Here is a 22,613-nt window from a genome sequence, read left to right as displayed (position 1 = left end):
CATGAAACTGACAAACATTCTCTTACTGATCTGTTTTACAGCATCTGCCCTGCCTGGCTTTGGTCAACTCGGTATCAAAGAAGGAAAAGACGCTGTATATGTGTACCTGTCCAACCAAAGATTATCCGCTCAAACGCCGATGCAATCCATTACGGCTGTCAACATCCTGCGCGCTGTCGGTAATGAATCTTTCAAACCAGTTGGGCGGGTTCAGCCGGCACTTACACCGGAAGACTTCAAACGCGTAGCCGGAGAAGGTATTTTGAAGGATATTCAAACACTAAAAAAATTAAAATCTGAACAGGAAGCCTGGGAATATCTTAAAAAAAATCCTATGCTGGCCGATTATGGGATGATCATTTTAAACCCTGATTTTTCTGTGGCGATGGGGGCAGTTTATAAAGATGAAGAAGTTAAAAAGCTGGGCGTTAAAAATGTCCGGTACAAAGCTGAATTCATCGGGTTGGACGCAAAAAGCAACAGCACCGTAGAGGGAAGTCTGACATTAGGCACGCCTCCCGTCATTGCCAAACCCGAACTGCAAACGGTGGTAGAAAACGATTCTTCCATGATTGTTACCTGGAAGCTTAGCCAGGCGGCATCGCCCGATGCCATGTTGGGGCAAATCTGGGTACGTGAGAAAGCCAATGCACCATTCAAAAAGACTGGCTACGCTTTTGCCAACCGTGATGAGAAGAACCAGAATATTACCTTCACCTGGCAGCAGCAGGTAAAGCCCGGTCTTTCTTACGGGCTTTATATGGAACCGCAAACACTTTTAAATCTGCCCGGTCCGTTGTCTGACACCGTTTCTCTGATTTCAAGAAATTTCAGAAACCTTGCACAAATACCCATTGCTTCTGCCAAAGATACCTCCAATGGTATTTTTATATCCTGGAAAACAGTAGGCGATATCTCCTTTCTGGGCGGTATTGTCATTGAGCGCAGCAAACGTCCTTCCGAAGGTTTTGCCCTGCTTGATACCATTCCGGCATCGGCCACATCGTATACAGATGCAAGGGTTTTGTCCAATACCCTATACCATTACCGTTTTAAAATCCTTAGCATTCGTGGAAGTCTGTCTGAACCTTCGGCATATGTTTCGCACCGCATGTTTGTCAAAAAAAGAGCAATTGAAGCGCCGGAAGGTGTAAAAATTGTTTACAACAAAACAGGCAATGCGATCATTTCGTGGAAACCGGTACCATCACCGGAAGTGAGCGGCTACCAGGTTTTTCGGACTTTGCAGGGAAACGAGCAGTTTGAACAGGTTTCCAATCTTTTGCAGGATTCAGTTTTCCTCGATACGTCGGTTTTTAACAGCCGGCTGGTTTATAAATATGCCATCAAAACGCTGAATTACGAAAACCGCACCAGTGAGCTTTCCAAAGTTGTATTTGGCAGTCCGGCAACCGCCATTTTACCCAAAACCCCTTATGACATTGAGGGCTACGCCGAACCAGGCAAAATTACCCTGCGCTGGAAAGACATGGTGGCCTATGATGCATACATCCGCGGATATACGGTTTACCGGAAAACATTAGGCGCCGGCAGCAAACCAAGGGAAACCGAGCTTTCGGCTCAGGCATTGTTGGCAGACGGATTTAGAAAGATCAATCAGGAATTATTACAGGAAGTAGTGCTTGCTGATAAAACAGCTACGCCGGGAATCAGTTATGCCTACGCGGTGACTGCAACCGATCAGCTGGGCGTGGAAGGAAATGCCCTGGGTGCAAAGAAAATGGAAACTCCCCGGTTCACTTTACGGGCACCGGAAATTTATGTCCGGCCAACCAGCAAGGGAATTGAGATTACCTGGAGCGATGTCTTGGTGCCTGGCGTCGACAAATATTTGCTTTTCACCCGCACTACTACCCAAAAGGAACCCACCCTATTGGCCGAAATAGTGCCGGGAAAAGAGGTGTTTGTCAATGCTGCCGCAAAAGCAGGTCAGCAGTACTTTTATACCATGCAGGTTAGCAGGAAAGGAATTAAAAGTCCGCTTGGAATGGAGAAAAGCGCTAGAATAGATTAACACGGACACTCCTATTTTTTTTGGACAATTACCTTTTGTATCAACAAATTTAAAGAGACATCTCAATATGAAACCCTTTATTCGTACATATCTATCAGTAATTTTTTCCGTGGGTTTTCTTTTGGCTTGTGAGGAAACGCTGGCTCCCGCTCCGCCTACCCTTTCGGATGTCAGTATCACCTCAGTTGGGGTCACCACAGCCAGTTTCTCCTCTGCCATCACAAAATCAGGAAACCAGGAAATCCTTGATCATGGCTTCACAGTATCATTATCAGACGGCGCACCCGTCATAGATGACAACAGTATCAAAAGAGGTGCAATTGACATGGCTACACCGACACCGATTGCAATTACCGGTTCGCTTAGCAATCTGCAAACTGCAACAGAATATTACCTGCATGCTTTTGTAATGCTGAAATCTGGACCGATATTTAGTGAAGTTGCAAAATTCAAAACTTCAAATGTGCAGCAGCCTGGTATAAGAACGGACGGTTTCGATGCGGTTACTTACAATTCAGCCCAGATCAGAGGAAGTATTACAGCAAAAGGAAGTTATCCTATATCTGAGTATGGGATCGTATGGAGTGGCAGCGATAATCCCACAACTGAGTCTTCGTCAAAATATTCGGTTAAAAGTGATGTAGAGAACGTGCCGGCTTTTTTTTCAACGGAAGCGCGGGGGCTGTCACCTAACACGACCTATCATTACAGGGCCTATGTCATCTCCAATGGTGTTACTGGCTACGGAGCCGATTTAAGTTTTGTAACCTCCGATGAAGTTCAGCCGAAAGTACAGACTGGTGATGCCAAGGTCGGAACCCGGGTGGCGGCATTATTTGCACAAATCACAAATAAAGGAAGCTCTCCGATCTCTCAATACGGCATTTGCTGGTCAACCCAGCAAAACCCAACAGTTGGGGAAAACAAGTTTATTTATAATGATGCTGTTAACGAGTTTCCTAAATCTTATTCAGGAGAAGCGCAAAACCTCGCGCCATCAACAACGTATTTCTACCGGGCATTCGTAACCATGAACGGCGTAACCAGCTACGGGGAAAACCGGACGTTTCGTACTCCCGGGGAACGTCAGCCCACGGTCGTGACGGGTGATGCCAACCCCCGCGACTACAATGCGATCCTATCAGGATCCATTACCGCAGCAGGTGATGCCGCCATTTCACAATATGGGATATGCTGGTCATTAACTGCTAACCCGACGACCAGTAATAGTAAACTGTTATTCAATGGCAACGTTACCTCATTTCCAAAAAGCTTTCAGGTAAATGCCACCAACCTTTCAGACGCAACCGACTACAATTACAGGGCATACGTGATCATGAACGGAGTTACGACCTATGGTGCCAACAAAACGTTTAAAACCCCTAAACATGTGAACTAATTGTGGGTTAAAAGCATGCTTTGCCATTAGAAAGCATAGTTTGCGGTTTGAGTATTAACGACTTAAAATACTTCGAAATGGCTATCTAACAGACAAAAATGTCTTTTGGGCTGAAAGACTCTATTGCAGCGCTCTCATCTTGTAATGGCCAAGTTATACCTCATGGCACGTAGTCCGATAATGAACAGCAAATCAACGGAAGTCACCGACGAAGGCTACAATGACGCCACCCAGTACGAAAGTACTATCGTTGAGCCCTAAGGTTGGTTGTAAGGCTTTTGACGCTAGCGGATTCATGGCACCAACTGCCCGAACTGGTTTGTTAAAATTGATGATTTCATCGTTCGGGCACAAATGTGGGACGGTCTTCCCTTCAATTACTTTGCAGGAAAATAACTGTTTAGAAAAGCGAACACAGCATCAAAATGATCAAGCACATCGGTATGCCCTCCTTCAACGGCGATGTGCTGGTACGGATAAATAAATTTCTTCTCTTTTAGCCGTATCATCATAAAATTGCTCATTTCTGTTGAGGGCCACCATTCGTCCTTTTTTGCAGAAACAAGCAATATGGGGCCATTGATGTCTTCGATTTTTATGACGGCCTTTTCGACAGCCTCTTTGTCTTCCAGCATGATTTCAAAGGCGGACCGAAAATCATGTCTCATTGCCGAAGGCACTGCAGCCCACGGCATGGGTACATAAGGGACCTCTTGTCCATGATAAGTCCATGAAGAAGTAGATGCGCCGAAGGTTAACGCCGGAAAAGCACAATGCGCTGGAACAAGTCCGATCACGCACTTGATATCACTATATTGACTAGCTAATAACAAGGCCAATTCTGCCCCTTTTGATCCACCGATTACAGCAATTCTTTTACCATCCACCTGCGAGTTACCAGCCGCTTCCATTATGGCTTTGTAAACTGCATCAATCGAGATACGGTAGAGTGCTTCCGGTGTTCCTTTTGTTCCAAAGTAGCCGATTGCAAGGAAGGCATACCCCTGATTTACAAACCGGTCACGTGTTTTCTTCCAACGCTCGCCTGTCCAGGCGTTGCCACCCTCGGATCCCCCCAGTCCGACGACCAACGGCTGATATTCTGCTTTCCCAAGGTAAAGCTTACTTTCAACCTTATTTGAATTTTTCGGGCTTTCATAGCCACAGCCGGATACCAGTCCAATAAGTAGAATGACAACTATTTTCTTCATCATATTTTCTGAATTATAACAGATGCAAACTTATTCTAAAACATTCCGGCAAGCGTTCCATCGTGGCGGTTGGGCCTCTTTGAAACATTGAAACAGTAATATTTTTATTTTGGAAGCGATTTGTAGAATTCAGACGGCGTCTGCTTGGTGACTTTCTTAAATATAGTATTGAAGGACGTTTTTGAATTAAAACCAGAGTCTAAGGCAAGCGCGAGAAGCGTCAGATGCCGATTGCGGGGATCCTTCATTCTCCGGATCACTTCCTCAACCCTGTAACTGTTGATAAAATCGAAAAAATTTTGATTCTGCTGCTGGTTGAGAACCTGAGAGAGATGGTTTACGGAAATACCTAGCATCTGTGAAAGTATGCCAGCTGTTAAATCACCATCAAGATATGGTTTTTCCTCAGTTATCAATTTTAAAAGTAAAGCATGAAGTTCTTTAGCCCGTTGTGGATTTAGACCGGATCGTTCATAATTTCGGGTAGCAGTCTGAATTGGTATCTCTTGTAATTCAAGGTTGCTGAAAATAGTCGTTTGTTGAACTCCATAGAACCCAACCAAGAAGAAGAATAGTATTGAAGCAGATTCTATCAGTAATTCAAGTATACCGGTTGAAAGCGAGCCTCGGCTTATGGTAAGCGTCCCGATAGGTACTAAAATAAGTGAGATCAGCAACCAAAGAAAAAAAAGCACATACAGCCAGCTGAGGTTAATTCGGTCTGTGTTGGAAAGCGTGTCGAAGATTCGTTTCTTATAACTCCTTAATAGGCGGTAAAAAAGAACCAGGCAGACCGGTTCAATAACAAGAAATAGAACCACAAAGACCAGCCACGATCTGGATAGCTCACCATCCAGGTACAGCAAACCATTATTAATTGAAAGCCTCACTTTGTCAAAGACCCACAGATAGTAGTAAAAAAAATGAACTATATATGCGACAAAAGGGGAAAACTAAATAAAATAATCTTTAAGTTGTAATTTTTTAAGCCCGGTTAACGAGACGATATAGAGGTAAAAAATAGGTGCATGTAAAAGGTACACACCTTTTCCAAGCAGCATCCAGTAGCTTGCATGCAACAGCCCAGAGTGTTCTATGCAAAGATAAACCTGGCTTAATATTGTAAATGAGAGGTACAGGATCAGAAACCAATCTGCAAAAAGTTTATTCTTCTTGGCAAGCATAATACTCAAAAGAAGAATAAGCAACACCAATGCAGCAGAAATCAGAAAAAGCATAAATTCGTCGGTACCGAATGATGTCGGGCTTTAAATAATGGGTAACGTTATAGGCTACAATTTATCAATTTATTGGCGTTAATAAATTTAAAGTAATGCTTTTATGATTTAGACCTCTTACCAGGCAAGAAAAAAACAATCGCGCTGGGCAAACTAACTACAATAGATCATCAAATAGCACAGGTCGCTATTTTTTCTGTTCGTGCAGTCTTACGGATTAACCAGCAATTTTGACGGCAACCTGTCTGCTAACTCAGTACTTGCTTACTGCCAAAGGTTTTCAACTTCAGGCTCTTCCAAGGTCGGAAACTTTTCTCAGTTCCTTATTTATATGTAACGATTTTTCCAAAGCTATGGAAATTTTGCGGAGTAGTTGGGGGTACATAAAAGGTTACCTAGATCGGAAAAGTTACTTACCAAATGGTTATTGAAATGGCAAGTTTTTAATGATTTATTGATTTTGGGAAGTTTAATGAGCGAGCGAACAACAATTCATGTTTTCGAATCTTTGTCACTCTGCATATTTTCTTGTTATGGATACACGACCAGATGTCGATGCCTGCTTGAGGCGCCTGAGCCATGCAGGAATTGATACAATTTTGAAATAGAAAAATTACTTAAAGCATTCGATTTTCCCTATGGTCGGAACAATCTAAACCTGGGAAGTTAACCTGGAAAAGTACTAGTTTTAATGAACTACCATACCTTTTTGAATTATAATTTGTTATATACAAATAAAGATATATCAAGTGATTATTGAGCGAGCGAGATATTATTGTTGAACTTCCCTATATCAACAACACCTGTAAATGTTAAGCTTGCCATAAAATCTACTTGATCAACCCTTTTGGCCTGCCTCGTGGCGCTTCAAATCCCACCAATGTTCGTTCCATCAAAATATCTCTTTTATTTTCTGCAAAACAGAACTGAGTATATACCAGAGCCTGCCCATTTTGGTAGAAGTATTAATGCCTTCGGAAATACTTCTGAAGTCCACGCAGACCTCCTTCCTTTTCGCCATAAGTTTGATCATCTCATAAGTTGTCCTGCCCATACGTTCAATTCTCCGGACAACAATGACACCCCCCTTTCGAAGTTCCGAATTCATCCTTAAATATTCCCGCCTCTGCAATGAAGCACCTGATAGGCGAATTCGGACGCGTTGACCATATGATGTCGTAGCAGATCGACCATCACAAGTCCATTACTCACCTTACGCTCAAAAATTATCAATCATTTACTTTCACTGGAAAATTTCACCCGAAAAAGACTGTCCTCAATTTCTGAATTAGGCTGATAAGTGGCACCGAATTCTCCAGCTCTGGTAACCGTAGCCGCTGCCACAATTCACAGAAAACTTCCTGCCGTCAATCCAAAACAAAGGTCCACTGAACATAAACATGGCGCTTATTATTTTGAGGGCTGGAACGGGCAAACGCCAATGCACACGCCACTGACATTGCTGGATAGCTTTCTCGAACTAGCCGTTTGGGGCTGGCTAACGAGTTCTACCAACGTCATATATGCTCAAATCGATGCCTAGCAGATGCAGGCCTGTCTTTTTTCAGCTTTTGCTGGTATTCCTACCAACAATCCAGATCGCTTCAGAGATGATCCGCGCATTCATGACCTCTGATACCCCAAATGGTGTGCAATTTGAACTTGCTTCTGGCAAGGTCAAAAGCATTCGTCTTAACAACGGAACACAGTTAAGCCAGTGGCCACAAACAGCCGATTTACAAAAGGCAATAGCAACTAACGATCCGTTGGAAGTCCTGTATAAAAAAATTGATTGTACTTAGCAACTCGGACGATTACAAACACAAATTCCAGCGCATTGTATTGGGTGCTAAATATGATTACGCCTTGTGCGATCCCAAAAAGTCGGAATTGCCCTGGGCATTTATCTACGACACGCAGTCGCAAGCCATTACAGAACAGGCACATATCTATTTTAAAGATAAAAAGGTTCAGTCCATCTTGGTAGATCTTTTTCAGCAATATTAAATCTAGGAGCCACAGTATTTCTATATTTTGCATCTGGATTTCGTTCAGCGACAGCCTGAACCCTCGAATTGGAATCTGCTCACCGTCTTCTTGCCTAGGATTTAATTGCTATCCGTCTGCCTTTCCAGTTCGAGTATCTAACGACTGAAAACCCCGATCGGGCTGACTCTTCCCTGTTCATTTCAGTAACTGAGCAGCGAACTAGCCAGTTTGCAGCAGATCGGGTATGAAGTTAAACTATTGCAAGAAGAAGATATTGCAATTGAGAAAATTCAAAAATATGATGCAGTAATCGTTGGCGTGAGGGCATACAATTTGGTTGAGCTGCTGAAAGTTATAAATCCAGTTTTATTAAAATATGTTGAAAACGGTGGTAATCTAATCGTCCAGTACAATTCCGATCAAGGATTACTGATGAAGTATTTTGGGGCCTACCCTTTTACGTTTTCCAGCAAACGTGTCACTGTGGAAGGGTCCGAAGTTCGTATTCTTAACAAAGACTGCAAAGTTTTAAACTATCCAAATAAAATAACACAGAAGGATTTCGAAGGCGGGGTTCAAGAGCGCAGCTTGTACCAGCCTGAAAACTGGTCATATAAATATGAAACTGTTATTTCCTGCAACGACCCGGGCTGTGAGAAACTGGACGGCGGGATCTTGATTGCTAAATACGGAAAAGGAAATTACGTGTACACAATCATGAGCTGGTTTCGTCAATTGCCCGCAGGGGTTCCGGGTGCTTACCGTTCTTTTCTAATTGATATCACTTGGCAAAGGATTAAAGCCCAAGAATATGACTTAACCAACACGTTGATTTTTTAAGTCTAATAATTATTAACCCTAAATTTTCAATGTCATGTCCGAAGGCACAAAAAAGTATTTCGCTCCCTTTAAAGCCGTATTCCACTTTTATTTCTCTCAGTAAATCTTTTATCGCTTCTTTTGTATTATTTATTTTAAATGATACAACCGGTTAATTTCATGTAAAATGGCAAGATCAATTGTCACCTTAAACAAATCGACACCTACAAAGAGTTTAGGCTCCATAATCTAATTGATTTCTTGATCAGAAAAATTGAACGAACTTACCAAAAGTTAAAGAACCAGGAAGACATTAAATCATTTCTTCAACATCGTAAGATATTAGTTTCCGTTTTTACGCGACAATCCAGCTTCCTTTTTGCCTATCAGATTCAATACTAGACCGTCATAATATTTACCCTTTAGACATCTTACAGAGTGGATTTTATAAACTTATGAATTACTTTTACTAGCAATCAGGTATTAAATACTGGAAAACGATCAATTAACCTGTTTCCTTAAAAAAATTGCTGAGCCCTCAACGCCTAAGATGCTCTCTATGCAAACTTGAGAAATTTGTGTGTGGAATCTTGTTAATTTATCAACTTACATTAAATAACTTGTTAATTTGCCAATGAATAAGAACGGAAATATTATTGTGATTGAGGATGATGAGGATGACCAATACATAATGGAGCAAGCATTCGAATCATTAGGCTACGGTAATAAAAGAAAATATTTCACTGATGGTATTAGCGCCTTGAATTATTTACGTGCCACAGACGATTTACCTTTCCTAATTCTGTCGGACATTAATATGCCTGTTTTAAATGGGTTTGAGTTAAGGGAAAAAGTGTTTAATGATGCTGAGCTAGCTTTGAAGTGTATTCCCTATCTATTTTTCTCAACTGCTTTAAATCAAAGAGTGGTGATAGATGCTTACAGTAGTTCTGCTCAAGGATTCTTCGTAAAGCAAAATTCTTTCGGAGATTTGGTTGATTCCCTTAGGGTAATTATGGAGTACTGGAAAAAATGTGCTGCACCCAATAACTTCTAGTATTTTCTAGCATACTTCGTTTCAGGTTTTGCCATCTCCAGTTTTCAGGTTTGCGTAGCGCAACTTCGGTACATGATAATTTACTGAAGTAAGGAATACTTGAAATCACTAACCTCTCCATTTAATGCAAATTGAAATGTGGCTGCATTGAAATGAATTAATAGCTGCGCTTCTGAAGATCCAGATGCATTTTGCTAGCACGAATACTTGCCCGTTCAAAGGAACTTTAATGAAGTACAACAGAGTTTAAGTTGATTCAACTCGCGAGACTCTATTATCCTCATTCATACGCAAATGGAGATTTGTTTTTTTTTGGAATGAGATACAAAAAAAATAGAAAAAAATTATATCTTCTGCATAGGAGAAACGAATCCTAGGTATAATTTTTTTAAAATTGCGATGATAGATAAGTATAGTCGCAAATCCTCATTTCTCACTGCCTTGAACGGTTAAAATTAAAAAAAATGAAAAGTGACTACCGAGGTGGTCGCTTTTCTATCAAAAAGAACTACGCCTAAACCAAGCGGTTTGTCTTGTTAAAACACCTATCAAATCAATTGTCATAATAAGCAAATTGACTGGTCCAGTAGAACCTGGCATTTTTCAGCAATTCTTATAACTAGCTTAAAAGCCATTTGAGTTAAATTTGAGATGAATTTTAATATTATTTTGCCCTATAAATAGGTCCTATCATGCCAGATAAAACGATATTTTTGAAATTTGCCCAGGCTAACCTTTCATGTTGTAGAACATTATGACATTGAAATAGAACTACTAAATTTGAGAAGTTGCCGACAGATTGAAAATAATTCAATGGTTTAACTGAACTATTCTATCAAAAATGTGCTTAGCCCGTAACGATAAGACTAACAAAAGATTAAGTCGACCGCTTTTTCTTTCTTATCTTATTCTGTTCTCAATCAATTCCTTGAAATGGTCTATCCGGATTGAACCAATATGTTCTTAATTTCCGTCTTTCCATGATTAATGAATTCTATTCTTCTTAGTAAGATAGATAAATATCCTTCACGGCGTAATTTCCTTATTATTTGAAATTCTCATCCCAGTTCTACCGTGTCGTTCTCTCTGTTAGCTACCTGAGACATATGTCGTCATTTCTTTACAATAAGGTGTTGATTCGCTGGATCTTCCATTATTTTCTCCATTTCAAATTCTACCATTTCATGAACGTCCTGTTTCACCTGCATGTAATTTCGAAGTACTATCGATTGATCAATTTTTCTAATTTCAGGTATAGGCTGATAATTATCCTGCTCCTCTTTCAGCCCTTGGTGATCATTTAAAATCTCACAATGAAACGCTTTTAAATCAATCTTCTGCTCTGGATTATCAGCGACCAGACCAACAAACTCACCCGATGAAAGCGCAGAAATCTTCGAAGGTGGAATAGCTGAATCCAGCTGCTTTGATTTGCTAACCGAGGTATCCATTCGATTAATAGAAAAGCTTGTCCGGTCCTGCATGATTTTACCGAAACGCTCCGATAATTGCTTCGCAGTATCGCCTGTTACTTGCCCGCTAATGATATTCCCAGTAATGTTCATGATGACATCCGCCTGCTCTTTTCCGTAATCTTTTCTAAGCTGACTGAAGTCCTGAACACCGAGTGTCGTTGAAACCTTGTTCGACCTGGCAGTAGCGATAAGACTATCCATGTTATTTAGATAAATGGTCGGGAACTCATCAAAGATCAGGCTGCTTTTAAGTTTTCCTTTCTTATTGACCAGCTTGATCAGGCGCGTCACATATAACGAAAGCACCGCGCCATAGACCGAGATCTTCTGCGGATTATTCCCCATGCAAACTATCTTGGGCTCTTCTGGGTTATTGATATCGAGCGTAAAATCACTGCCTGAGAGTACATAATAAAGCTGCGGCGAAGATAGTCTGGCCATTGAAATCTGCGCAGAGGCGATCTGTCCTTCCAGTTGTTGCATCGCGTCATTTAGATAAGCTGATACGAACGGATTGATTAAAACCTCAATTTCTTTTTCAGCGCGAAGGATCGTAAAAAGTTTGTCGTATGGCACCTGCATGAGCTCGATTACATGTGGAAGCGTGCAGTACTCGCCGTCCTGATACCTACGAAGAAACCAGATAATCGCTGTTAGAAAGTTGATAGGTGATTCAACAAAAAAATCGCCCTGCCTTTTGATCCATTCCCGGTTCAATCCCATAAGAATAGTGCGGGCAGATTCGGCAGCGTCTGTAATGTCCAAAAGACTTTGTGGATCCAGCGGATTACAGCGGTGCGTGCGGGCAAGATCATCAAAATTGATCACATAAAACTTGGGAATAATCTTGTAAGCATCCTGATTGTTCAGCCAGGTATTATAGGTGATAACTGAAAGATCATCGAACTTAAAATCATAGACAAACATTGAAAATCCTTTTTTTATGTGCTGAGTAATATTATGTCGGATGAAGAAATAACTTTTGCCCGCACCTGGTGATCCCAGAACCAAAATCCCACGGAACGGATTAATAATATTAACCCAGCTTGGGTGAACTTTGTCTTTTAAATGATAGCGGGCAGGAAGATTGATCGAAAACTCATTATCTAAAAGCCGCTGCTCCTGTGGAAAAGTTTCGTTCTCCTTATTGAAAATATCTTTGCTGTTCATCTTCAAATGAATCACGCGAGATATCAGCGTTCCGCCTGTCAGTACCAGGCAAAATCCGCTCGTGGTTATGACCATATATAATAGTGAAATCATGATGAAGTCACCACTGGATTGCATCAGAAGCTGCGATATAAAAAACAGAAACGTTCCGATACCAATGATTATGATTCCCTTTTTGACGCTAAGCTTTTCCTCTTTTTTGCCCTTCGCTCCCATCAATGAAATCAAAAGAAAAGACAGCGCGATAAACTTAGTCCTGTTAAAGCCGTTAAAGAGTCCGGTCCTGTAAATATTGGAAAGTATTCGGTCACTGACTATAGAAACCAGTTCCCAATGCGAAAAAACATTGTAGAAGAAGTAATAAAAATGAAGGGCCAGAATAAGAATACTGATAAGCCTTGTCATGTCGGTAATCCTATGTAGCGCCTGCTGATTTTCTCCTGTTTGTGAAGCCATGATATATGTTTGTTTAAAGACCGTTACTGATATTTTTCTGTCTTCTTTTCTTTTTTTTACGCAGCCCAAACGGAAGCGGACTGTCATCCTTTACTGGGTCTAGGAGTGAATCCAGCATTTCGTTTTGCCCATAACTGCTGTCAGAATTGGTTTTAAAAGTTGTTATGTGGTCTTTGTTTTTGAAAGGTTCCCCTTCGTGATTGACCTTGCGATTGGCTTGCTCCTGTTGCCCCTCTTGCTTTGAAGTTTGGCTTAATAGGTCTGGCCTGCACCGCTCTTGAATAGCATTTGCGCTATACTGTTTTCCAAGACTACTGCCGTTAAAAACCGATTTACTGCGGTGATCCACATAGGTAATCCCGTAGATTATTCCGGAGTCATTTTGCCTTAAAACCATCTTGATTCCCTGCTTGTCAAGGTCAGAAGCGAGTCCTTGAAGATCCGGCTTTGAAGTCCCCATCAAGGCTAAGTCGATGGCATTCTTCACCCTGGCTTTATGTGGTTGGCGTGCAATTTCATTCAGAGCGAAACGCTCACCGAGATATTTGAGACCTGGATTAAAATGAAAGTCACTGGCCTTGATCGGCACGCCCACCGGCTGTCCTTTGTCATCTAAAATCCGGTAGACAAGGCCCTTGTTTTTGTTGATCCGTGAGTCTTTACTTCCGGCATCCGCCAGCACATTGAACTGTTTTAGCACCGCATTAAGCTCTGCGACAGATGAATATTTGTAGGCATTAAGCACCGTATTTAGCACGTTACTAATGGCCTGCTTGGTTTGTGATTTTCCATACTGGGCCTTAGTTACATTCACTGGTTTAAGCTCAAATAGCTGACGTTTGTGCGCTTCCGCTTTCACGAGTCCAAAGTCAATTTCAATTTGTTTTCTGGCTTTTTCAGACTCATTCCTGCCAATATTATTAGTCTCTATTCTACTGCCATCCGGACGAATTTTTACTGAGACAATATGAATGTGCGGATGCCCCGCATCATAATGTTCATAGACTAAAAAAGGCTGATCTTTAAAGCCAATTTTGTCCATATAGACACCTGCAATCTCCGTCAATTGATCCTTGCTTAGCTTCTCCGACGGATCAAAGTTCAGTGAAATATGAACGCTGTTTCTTTTCACATTTTCGTTGAGCGCAGCCGTTTTAAGTAGCATATTTAGCCGCTGCATCTGGTTAAGATCTGAAAGATCTTTCGGGTAGTTCGCGGCCATGATACACTGCGCATCTGCCTGGCTAATTTTATTTTCGTTATAATAAAAACTGCGCTGAATTGAGTGGCCGGTCTTTATGATTGCAACCATTGGTCTGCTGTTTTATCGATCTGTTTTTTGATCTCATCGATCTGTGAAAGCAGCCTTCTTTTATCAAGCTCGTAGCTGAAAATCCAGGACTTGAACTCTGTAATCTGATCGAGCGTATGAAGCTTTTTGACCGCCTGGTTAAAGTTATTTCCGATGTTATTCAGCTCATTTCGGAGCCGGACCACTTCTTTGACAGCGTCATCAAGTGAACTGTTTCGGTAATAGACCACGACCGGCCTTTCAAGGATTACTTTACGGATATATTCACTGAGCTTTCGGCAGGTGCTACCCTTGAATTTCCGCTCGAGCAGCGTGAACTCCTGCGTGCTAAGTCTTAGCGCAACGATTCTTGTTTTGTTTGATTTCTGATTTCCCATCTTCTCTCTACTTTCCCTATCTCAAACACTATTACTTTTTAGACTCCCCCGCCCACGACTTCGGAGTGAATAGGTGCGGCCAGAATTCGGTGGTTGTTAAACAACCGGACATCTGGCAGTTTGCCGCAAAGCAGGCATTACCCCAGATTCTTTTGAAAATCTTTGTCCTTGATTCAATTGTATCTGGCTATCAATTGCCATATTATTTATCAACCTATCCATTGTAAAAAAATGATTAATGTATTACACCGATTGGCCGGATGACTCAAAAGTTATGACCATCACTGTAAAGGCTATTCGTTTAATTCACTCTGTTTTCTAACCGTTATAATGTCCCTTGGTATACCATCGCAATTTAAAGACAGCTTATTGGTTTTGCCTATGCTGACTGATTATTGCTTAGGCCCAATTGAGCGTCTTGCTGTAATTTTACAGCCGGTAACATTGCTCACTTAAATGACAGATGTATGGATTCAAAAATTGAGATAGCGAAGGTCTACGACACGCTTGTATGCAGCCCTGGTATGGATGAGATCGTGAAGATCGATTTAAAAATTTCACGTAAGGCCGTTCTGATTCTTTGTCACGCCATTGAGAAGGGTTCAGATGATACCGGAAAAGCCGGGCTGCCAAGTCTACCGGAAAACATTTTGATCGAGTTCCGTGAGATTCTTTCTTCAATCTGCAAAGATTGTCTTGAGAAGGCAGGTTTGCAGCTTCTTAGCCAAAAGCTGAAAGCCTTGGCGCCCGCGTAGTACAAGGTGCGAAGCGTATTATTTATATTAGCGAATTACCCCAGGTTATTCTCCTACGGTAATTCGCTTTTTTTATCAGGGCAATTCACCCTGTTCAACGAAAGAATAGTACCCTTCACTGGTTATGATCAGATGATCCAATACCGGGATTTCCATAATCTCACCTGCACTTTTCAATCGTCTGGTTATTAACCTATCTGCTTCACTTGCAGTCAGATTTCCGGATGGGTGATTGTGTGCTAAAATAATCCCGTGCGCATTAGCCTTTAAAGCCGCTGCAAAAATAAGCTTTACATCAACTACCACACCGCTGGTTCCTCCCTGACAAACCTCATAGATACCCAGCACCTTGTTGGCACGGTCCAAAAGAAGTATTTTAAACTGCTCGACAAATCCTATTTTGTTTTCGTCCCAGGATTGTAGCAAGATCCGGTATACATCATAATAGCCACTAATTTTTGGACGCTGACTTGCTTTGACATGGCTTTTGTAGATCAATTCAACTTCTGCAAATTGATAAAGATTTGAAACATTGTTTGCGCTTTCCATAATAATCGAATTTAAGGTTTATGAATTTATTATGGTGCTCTTTCTGGCTAAGGGAGTCTAACAATCATGAAGCAACGGAATAAAGGAAAGCCTGCCGCGTCGGCCCCCAGCGTTTATGCCGGAATTTCATGAGGGTTCCAGCGCTCCCAAAGCCTAACTTTGTAGCGTAATTAAGTCAGGACTCTTCAGATTGCTCCTTGCGGCAAAGTAGCAGATGGTTTACTGTACAATCAGGGACGAAATGTTTTCTGGCTGCTTCAACCCTGATTTATACGGTTATCTCCCTTGAATTTTACTTCGAAGTCTAGTGTGCTGAATTTGATTGGATCACTGACACCAATCATTGCATATTATGAAAACACAAGGATTCTTTCTTTTGAGAAGGCCGCTGCTTTCCAAAGAGATTTTATTTGGCTTTCAAAAAGCCGTAGCTGACCGGCCTGATTTATTTGAATATTATTTAAAGATCATCTATTCAGATGCCCGGCTTCAACAGGCCGTGCATCTGGCTTCACCCGAGCTTTATGATCAACTTCTCAGATTAATCAGCGGGGAGCTTCAAAATGGAAAAGAGAAGATACTGCAAACACTTTACAAGTATCTGATCCGGATGTGCACGCGCTGTACCCCTTTTGGATTGTTTGCCGGCTGCGCTGTGGGAACGCTCACTGGTCAAAATAAGATCAAATTTCAAAACAGGGATTTTATTGATTTATACACCCGGCTGGACTCGGAATGCCTGTTGGAAACCTGCAAACAAATCCTACAAAACGATGCTGTCTTAAATCAGTCAAAGTTTTTTCCCAATACATCGCTTTACCGGGCGCTGGATTCTTACCGCTATTTCGAGCGGCTTTCAGATTCTGCATCTGGCTTCCAGCTTTCCGCTGTACAATCCACGCAGATCCTGGATTTAGTTTTAGCCAGCGCAAAGGACGGCCTACAGTACGAAGAGCTGATAGGTCTGCTTCTGAGAGAAAATGTTCCGCTGAAACAAGCAACTGAATTTACCAGTTCATTACTTAAAGCGGGCGTACTTGTCAGCAGCTTGGAAATGAACGCTACCGGAGAAGACTATTTAACGCGAATGATTTCAGCACTTGAAGATGCGGGTGGAGCTCAGTCAGAAATAGCGCGTTTCAGCAAAATCGACATGCTTTTGAAAACCGGTTCAAATCCAGTTAGCGTCTATGAAAACTTACACCCGCTTTTAAATTTTGAAAACTCTGCGAATCACAGCAGGCACCTGATTCAAAGTAATCTTTATTTTAATACTGACGTCTGTGAAATAAGCCAGGTTACAGTTGATGTTATCGAAAGCGATATCAAGCAGCTGATACCACTCGCTCAGCAGGCTGATAGTCCGGATTTAAAACAATTTGCCAGCAAACTTTTTGAAAGACTTGGTTCCAGACAGATGCTGCTGCTCACATGCCTGGATGAAATTTCAGGAATCGGATTTGGCTCTCTTAATCCTGCTGGGGCCAATGAGCTTCCGATACTCGAAGGGCTTGGCAATGAGATTAAATCCGAATCTGAAAAGAAGGGTGATTCTGCCCTGAGCACCATAAAGATAAAAATCTTGCAGAGAGCCAAAAATCAGGGACTGAAAACAGTTGAGCTTACCGTTGATGACTTAAAGGAGAATAGTGAAGTGAAATCAGGTAAGCTACCTGTCAGCTTTTATCTTTTGGGCAGTATCCTGGCTGAATCTGAAAGCGCCGCCAGCCAGGGCGATTTTAAATTCGATCTCAGGGCCATGGCAGGCCCCTCTTGTCTTAGTCTTATGACCCGTTTTACACAGGCCAGTCCTGATTTAGAAAGTAAGCTGCGCTCTTTCTCTGCATATGAGCAAAGCCGGAATCCGGGCGTTATTTTTGCCGAGATCTGCCACATCCCCGATGCCAGAAGTTTAAACGTAATCAAGCGGCCAAGCTTATATGACTATGAAATCCCATATCTATCGGCAAGCTGCGTTGAACCAGGCTTTCAGATTCAACCTGGTGAGATCTGCGTATCATCCCCGGACGGCAAGCAAATTATACTTACCTGTCAAAGGCTTGGTAAAAGGATCATCCCACGGCTAAGCAGCGCTCATAATTACAGTAACGGACTGCCTTTTTACCGTTTTCTTTGCGAGCTTGCCCAGCAATCCGGCGCGTCCTACTTGAATTGGGATTGGCACCAAAGTCTTGATGAGCCTTTCTTTCCAAGAATCACTTTTAAACACCTGATCCTGCAAAAAGCAAGTTGGCAGCTTGATGGTAAACTTCATGAAAGACTAACCGGAAACAGAGATCAGGTTTTAAGCGCATGGAGTAGCATCTGTCAGCAGTTTCAAATTCCCCGCTACGTTCAGATTCAGCAAGGTGATAACCAGCTGCTGATCGACGGGCAATGCGTATTTTCTTTGCAGCTACTTTGCTCCTACCTTAAAAAATCAAAGAAGTTAACATTGGTCGAATACCTTGATCCGACTGGCCAGGGTTTTCTCGCGGAAGATGGCAAAAGCATCGAACACGAAATTATTATTCCTTTTCTTACAGGCGAATCGAGAGAAGAAACAGAAGTTATTCAACATTGTTCTAACCAGGAGCCGGTCATTTACAATCCAGGAAGCGAGTGGCTCTATCTAAAAATCTATTGCAGCGCTCAGGCGTCTGATTACCTTCTGACCAATATCATTGCTCCATTCTGTGAAAGTTTACTAGGTCAGGGCACTATTGAAAAATGGTTCTACATACGCTACTACGACCCTGAAGAACATTTAAGGGTCCGTTTCAATCTTGCAGATAAACTAAGGGAGTGGAGCAGTTTACTATCCCAGTTTCATTCTTTGCTCTCGCCTTTTTTAAATATTGGTCTTATCTGGGCCTTAAAAACAGATTATTATCAGCGCGAGATATCCCGGTATCCATTTCTGCCCTACTCAAAACTTGAATCCATTTTTTATACCGATAGCCAGTGCACCAGTAATTGTCTGAGGTTATTGACTGAAAACGCTGATCCATACCTGAAATGGCTTCTGGCGCTTAGGGGATGCGATCAGCTTCTGAATGATCTTGGTCTTAACGGCACTGGAAAATTAGCGGTGATCCAAGATCTTCATGCACAGTTTACCAAAGAATTCTCGAAAGACTATAAAGATCTGATTACCCTGGACAAAAAGTACCGGAAATATAGAACCCTTATTCATTCATATTTGGATCCAGGGTTCGACCATCAAAATAGCATACTTGAATTCACCTGTTTATTTACTCAAAGATCAGGTAGTATGAAACAGGCGCTGGAATCTGTGGATTCACTGCCACAAGAACAAATCAAAGAATTGGCCATGAACCTGGTTCATTTGTTTTTGAACCGGTGGTTTAATACCCAGCAAAGAAGGCAAGAATGGGTCCTTTATCACTTTTTACAGAAATATTATAAAACAGTGTTGAAATTAATTGAACACGATAAAATTTCTTCTTCATGATTTTGCAAGTCACCGATCAGACACTAAATTGTACTTATCCTCCTTCTAATGAAACGGTTTACCCACCAACGTAAATTTAGAAAATCATGGAAGAACAACCCACCAACGCAATCAGCTGCATGATCGTCGATGATGAAATGCCGGCACATAATCTGCTGAGTCAGTACATTGAAAAACTTCCCTGGCTGTACAGCATCCAGGGATTTTACAGGGCGTTGGATGCGCTCGATAAAATCCCAATACTAAATCCAGGCATTTTGTTTTTGGATGTAGAAATGCCCGATCTAAATGGGCTCAGAATGCTGGAATTATTAAAAACGAACAGCTCTGCAGTTATCCTGACCACCGCCCACGGAAACTTTGCTATTGATGGCTATAGGTACAGCATTTCAGGTTTCCTTTTAAAGCCTATCATCTTCGATAAGTTTCTGGAAACAGTCCTGATTGCCAGAAATCAGCAGATCAAAGCCGCTAAGCCGGCAGACACATTTCCCACCGATAACCGTGTCATCCAAGATGATAATGATTATCAAAACCAGGAAAATTATCAAGGCGTTTTGCCCGCCTTCCACAAGAATTCTATGTGGCTTAAAGTCGAAAAGCGGATTCTGCAAATGGAATACACCGATGTCACCTTTGTGGAAGGCGCGAAAAACTATGTCAAAATCTACCGGGGCGATCACATTTCATACACCCGGATGCCAATCTCCGAGATGATGCGAAACCTGCCAAGCGCACTTTTTGTCATCACAAACCGCTCGTTTATCGTGAACCGTTTGCAGGTGAAAGAATTTGACGGAAACGAAATCATTATGAAAAACGACTTCCGCGTCCGTGTCATTTCAGCCGCCTGGTAAAACCAGTCTTCGATCGATGAAAAAGCATAATCAATATTTGGGAAATTTTTTGGTGAATCATGTTGCCAATCAAGATTGGTTAATATATGAACACCCCTGCCCGGCGCATCAATATGCGCTAAAACCTTAATAAAGCCTTTTTCGATAAGTGAAATTATATGGGGTGAAATTTCCGGTGCCAATATAGCTAGCTCGGCGGAAGGATTAATTTCTTTCCAATTCAGGGTTTTAATAGCTTCAATGAATTTTAGCAGATCTACATCCGCCTGGAAACTACTCCCGTCACCCTGAGCATAAAATCCTCTAAAATGTATACTGCCTGGCTGAATAACGACTGCCAATTTTGCACATAACCTTGTGAAATGTTCATAGGTATATTCATACCAAAAAGAATCATCGACATTAATATGCGATAAATTCTCTACCGCCTTTTCTTGTACCGTTTTGGGTAACGCTTCAAACCTGAAAAGTGTGATGGTTATCTTTTCCATAGTTTTATCTTTTATTGGAACGCTGCTCTTAGAAGTAACTTGGGTATTTCAACTTTTTTCAAGGGAGTTCTCTTTATGGCCGCCGAAATAACGACGGCCATTGGATTAATTCATGTTAAATACATCAGATCCGTAGCTGCTAAATTCATCACAGAAGTCATAAGCCGTTTGTCCGCGCTGCTGCGCGGTCCCACCCAAAAGCAAAGATTTGACTTTGGCCTCCTGATCCTTGTAGCTTCTAACATTCTGAAAATAACCCGTTACAGCGTTGTAGGCTCCGAATACTGTACCAGCTGTTGTCTCCATATTCTGGGTAGGACTGCTCAGTGCATACTCATACACACTTTCGACCATATTGGTATAATGCGAGGAGAGCTCTTCTATTTTGCTGTCTTTCAGTTTCCCCAGCACTTCGCGGTTAGGTGCCATAGCCATCTGAATCAGTCTTCTAAGCTCCTTATCAGTAATGCGCACCTTTGCCCATTGATTAAATACTGGTTCAAGCTCACTGGAAATGAGATTTGCCAGTCCCATTACTTTATGCGCCTGCTGCAAACGCAGTTTGGCACTAGACGTATGGCGGATGCGCACAACATTGGTCATATTTCGCATAGCGGCGTTCAGTGTATTTTGACAAACGATTCTGATCGGTGTAAAAGCTGCCGTAATACTGGCTGATCCGTCATGAGAGTTGGTAAGAAAAAGATACTTTTCAATCAGATCATCGTTTCCTATTTTAATGTGACCTGGCAATTTGGCCGCAATAAAAATACGCGCACCCTGACCCAGTGCCCCGGCAGTCTCGTAGTGGATCTGACCACAACCTGCTATGGAATCAAGAAAAGAAAATGCATCGCTGTTCTGAACAATCTGGTAGTCTTTGCCCACTACGCCAAGCGGAACGCCGGTGTCTGTGCGTTTGGTTGCGAAATACCCTGAAACCGGAGTCTCCCACTGAGTAACTAAATCAACGCCTTGCTCTATACGCACAGGATTAGCATGAATAAAAAGCGGTGCTTTAGCAACCTCGTAGTCCAGTCCAGCCTCTTTGATTGCCTGCACACTCGTGGGATGCTTGTCAAGTATCTGGCCCAATTCGTGCCATGCCTTTTCTTTAACTGAAAAGAAACTGTGCTTGTTTGTATGCTCGTTTAAATGAAGGTTATGTGACATGGTAATAAAAGTTTAGATGAAAAAAATATAGAATGATTAAAACGGCAGGTCGTCATCACTACCCACAGGGCAGGTATTTGTTGCGGTTGAGCGGCTTTTCAAATCAGTACTTGCACTCGCCGTATCGCCCTTTGACTTTGGCGAATGCAGTTTAATCCGGTTTACTTGAAAATTGATGACCCCGACAGCCTCACCAGATTTGTTGATGTAGGCTTCTACACCCAAACGTCCGGATAATTCGACCAAAACCCCTTTCAAAAGTCGAGGGGCAATAGCCTCACTGATCCAGTAATTACAGGCAACATAAGTCGTTGTCTGCACGCCCTCTCCATTTTTAGGTTTGTAATAGTCGTTAATGGCCACTGTGAATTTGACTACTTTTCTGCCTGATTTTGTTTGTGATACATTAGCATCCGAAACAAGCCGCGCTACGATTTCCATAATTGAAAGAATTAAAGTGAAAAAATAATTTTCTTTTCTCTTTCCCTCGTGTCTGACTTATGAAAAACAACATTGTTTTTCCCCAAAGAAAAAAACATGAAAAAAAGAAAGCCCAACGTCAGCGGCCTGGTTAGTAGCCAAAAGGAAGTGGAATAAGTACCCGAAGGGTTGACGGTACTAAATTCTAAAAGATAAAGGAATAGAAAGGACCGTCATTATGCCGAACACTTTTGGCCGCTTTTAAAATGCTATAAAACCCGGGACGCTAGTTTTGCTATTCTTTTTGACTTGATGATTGGGGAAAAAACTTCAGCATTCCCTTTGATGCTCTATC

20 protein-coding genes are annotated in these 22,613 nt (G+C 41.9%); 10 read left to right on the top strand and 10 right to left on the bottom strand.

Translation table 11 applies throughout. From position 1 onward, the window contains the following. Position 1 precedes the first annotated feature (1 nt). Together L0657_RS05040 and L0657_RS05035 are read left to right on the top strand one after the other, a co-directional pair. Positions 2-2,035: a fibronectin type III domain-containing protein gene (locus L0657_RS05040; protein ID WP_235149322.1), complete on the top strand. Its 2,034-nt coding sequence runs from the start codon at positions 2-4 to the stop codon at positions 2,033-2,035. 67 nt (positions 2,036-2,102) lie between these two features. Then, positions 2,103-3,434, top strand: a complete 1,332-nt coding sequence (locus L0657_RS05035; protein ID WP_235149321.1) for a hypothetical protein — start codon at positions 2,103-2,105, stop codon at positions 3,432-3,434. Positions 3,435-3,811: 377 nt separating this feature from the next. Here the strand turns inward: L0657_RS05035 and L0657_RS05030 are convergent, their stop codons facing one another. The 4 genes from L0657_RS05030 to L0657_RS05015 form a co-directional block, all read right to left on the bottom strand. Next, positions 3,812-4,648: an acyl-CoA thioester hydrolase/BAAT C-terminal domain-containing protein gene (locus L0657_RS05030; RefSeq protein ID WP_235149320.1), complete on the bottom strand. Its 837-nt coding sequence runs from the start codon at positions 4,646-4,648 to the stop codon at positions 3,812-3,814. Positions 4,649-4,749: 101 nt separating this feature from the next. Further along, positions 4,750-5,535: an AraC family transcriptional regulator gene (locus tag L0657_RS28020; protein ID WP_235149319.1), complete on the bottom strand. Its 786-nt coding sequence runs from the start codon at positions 5,533-5,535 to the stop codon at positions 4,750-4,752. A 63-nt stretch (positions 5,536-5,598) separates the two neighbouring features. Beyond that, positions 5,599-5,883 (bottom strand): hypothetical protein, encoded by a 285-nt coding sequence (locus L0657_RS05020; protein ID WP_235149318.1) that lies wholly within the window; start codon positions 5,881-5,883, stop codon positions 5,599-5,601. An 892-nt stretch (positions 5,884-6,775) separates the two neighbouring features. Then, positions 6,776-7,036, bottom strand: a complete 261-nt coding sequence (locus L0657_RS05015; protein ID WP_310588273.1) for a recombinase family protein — start codon at positions 7,034-7,036, stop codon at positions 6,776-6,778. A gap of 147 nt (positions 7,037-7,183) precedes the next feature. On the opposite strand from L0657_RS05015, the gene L0657_RS05010 reads away from it, so the two are divergent. The 5 genes from L0657_RS05010 to L0657_RS04990 all read left to right on the top strand — a co-directional run bounded on the left by L0657_RS05010 (position 7,184) and on the right by L0657_RS04990 (position 9,748). Then, positions 7,184-7,426 (top strand): hypothetical protein, encoded by a 243-nt coding sequence (locus L0657_RS05010; RefSeq protein WP_235149316.1) that lies wholly within the window; start codon positions 7,184-7,186, stop codon positions 7,424-7,426. An 82-nt stretch (positions 7,427-7,508) separates the two neighbouring features. Then, a complete protein-coding gene (locus L0657_RS05005) occupies positions 7,509-7,685 on the top strand; it encodes a hypothetical protein (RefSeq protein WP_235149315.1) in 177 nt (58 codons plus the stop codon). After that, positions 7,672-7,890 carry a hypothetical protein gene (locus tag L0657_RS05000; protein ID WP_235149314.1) on the top strand — a complete coding sequence of 73 codons (219 nt, stop codon included), beginning with the start codon at positions 7,672-7,674 and terminating at the stop codon, positions 7,888-7,890. Before L0657_RS05005 ends, L0657_RS05000 begins: the two co-directional genes overlap by 14 nt. A 240-nt stretch (positions 7,891-8,130) precedes the next feature. Next, entirely contained in the window at positions 8,131-8,712 is a 582-nt protein-coding gene (locus L0657_RS04995; RefSeq protein ID WP_235149313.1) for a hypothetical protein, read from the top strand. Between the two features lie 613 nt (positions 8,713-9,325). Continuing rightward, on the top strand, positions 9,326-9,748 hold the full coding sequence (locus L0657_RS04990; RefSeq protein ID WP_235149312.1) for a response regulator: 423 nt from the start codon (positions 9,326-9,328) through the stop codon (positions 9,746-9,748). A gap of 1,112 nt (positions 9,749-10,860) precedes the next feature. On the opposite strand, the gene mobC is transcribed toward L0657_RS04990, so the two are convergent. The 3 genes from mobC to L0657_RS04975 are packed head-to-tail and all read right to left on the bottom strand — an operon-like array spanning position 10,861 to position 14,538. Then, the gene (gene mobC / locus L0657_RS04985; RefSeq protein WP_235149311.1) at positions 10,861-12,849 is read right to left on the bottom strand and encodes a conjugal transfer protein MobC; all 1,989 of its coding nucleotides are present in this window, start codon (positions 12,847-12,849) and stop codon (positions 10,861-10,863) included. Positions 12,850-12,862: 13 nt separating this feature from the next. Further along, positions 12,863-14,161, bottom strand: coding sequence for a relaxase/mobilization nuclease domain-containing protein (locus L0657_RS04980; RefSeq protein WP_235149310.1), 1,299 nt, complete (start codon positions 14,159-14,161; stop codon positions 12,863-12,865). Beyond that, positions 14,146-14,538 (bottom strand): plasmid mobilization protein, encoded by a 393-nt coding sequence (locus tag L0657_RS04975; RefSeq protein ID WP_235149309.1) that lies wholly within the window; start codon positions 14,536-14,538, stop codon positions 14,146-14,148. Before L0657_RS04975 ends, L0657_RS04980 begins: the two co-directional genes overlap by 16 nt. A 467-nt stretch (positions 14,539-15,005) precedes the next feature. On the opposite strand from L0657_RS04975, the gene L0657_RS04970 reads away from it, so the two are divergent. Beyond that, positions 15,006-15,293: a hypothetical protein gene (locus L0657_RS04970; protein WP_235149308.1), complete on the top strand. Its 288-nt coding sequence runs from the start codon at positions 15,006-15,008 to the stop codon at positions 15,291-15,293. A gap of 75 nt (positions 15,294-15,368) precedes the next feature. On the opposite strand, the gene L0657_RS04965 is transcribed toward L0657_RS04970, so the two are convergent. Continuing rightward, positions 15,369-15,842: a JAB domain-containing protein gene (locus L0657_RS04965; RefSeq protein WP_235149307.1), complete on the bottom strand. Its 474-nt coding sequence runs from the start codon at positions 15,840-15,842 to the stop codon at positions 15,369-15,371. 352 nt (positions 15,843-16,194) lie between these two features. On the opposite strand from L0657_RS04965, the gene L0657_RS04960 reads away from it, so the two are divergent. Beyond that, the gene (locus tag L0657_RS04960) at positions 16,195-19,317 is read left to right on the top strand and encodes a lantibiotic dehydratase (RefSeq protein ID WP_235149306.1); all 3,123 of its coding nucleotides are present in this window, start codon (positions 16,195-16,197) and stop codon (positions 19,315-19,317) included. Positions 19,318-19,403: 86 nt separating this feature from the next. Beyond that, on the top strand, positions 19,404-20,174 hold the full coding sequence (locus L0657_RS04955) for a LytTR family DNA-binding domain-containing protein (protein ID WP_235149305.1): 771 nt from the start codon (positions 19,404-19,406) through the stop codon (positions 20,172-20,174). A 596-nt stretch (positions 20,175-20,770) separates the two neighbouring features. Here L0657_RS04955 and L0657_RS04950 read toward each other — a convergent pair. Next, the gene (locus L0657_RS04950; RefSeq protein WP_235149304.1) at positions 20,771-21,838 is read right to left on the bottom strand and encodes a DUF932 domain-containing protein; all 1,068 of its coding nucleotides are present in this window, start codon (positions 21,836-21,838) and stop codon (positions 20,771-20,773) included. Between the two features lie 36 nt (positions 21,839-21,874). Further along, on the bottom strand, positions 21,875-22,279 hold the full coding sequence (locus L0657_RS04945; RefSeq protein ID WP_235149303.1) for a single-stranded DNA-binding protein: 405 nt from the start codon (positions 22,277-22,279) through the stop codon (positions 21,875-21,877). Positions 22,280-22,613 lie beyond the last annotated feature (334 nt).

Source organism: Dyadobacter sp. CY345, from assembly GCF_021502725.1.
Taxonomy (GTDB): domain Bacteria; phylum Bacteroidota; class Bacteroidia; order Cytophagales; family Spirosomataceae; genus Dyadobacter.
The sequence above is the reverse complement of the archived record's forward strand: the minus strand, read 5'-3'. Positions and strand labels throughout refer to the sequence as shown.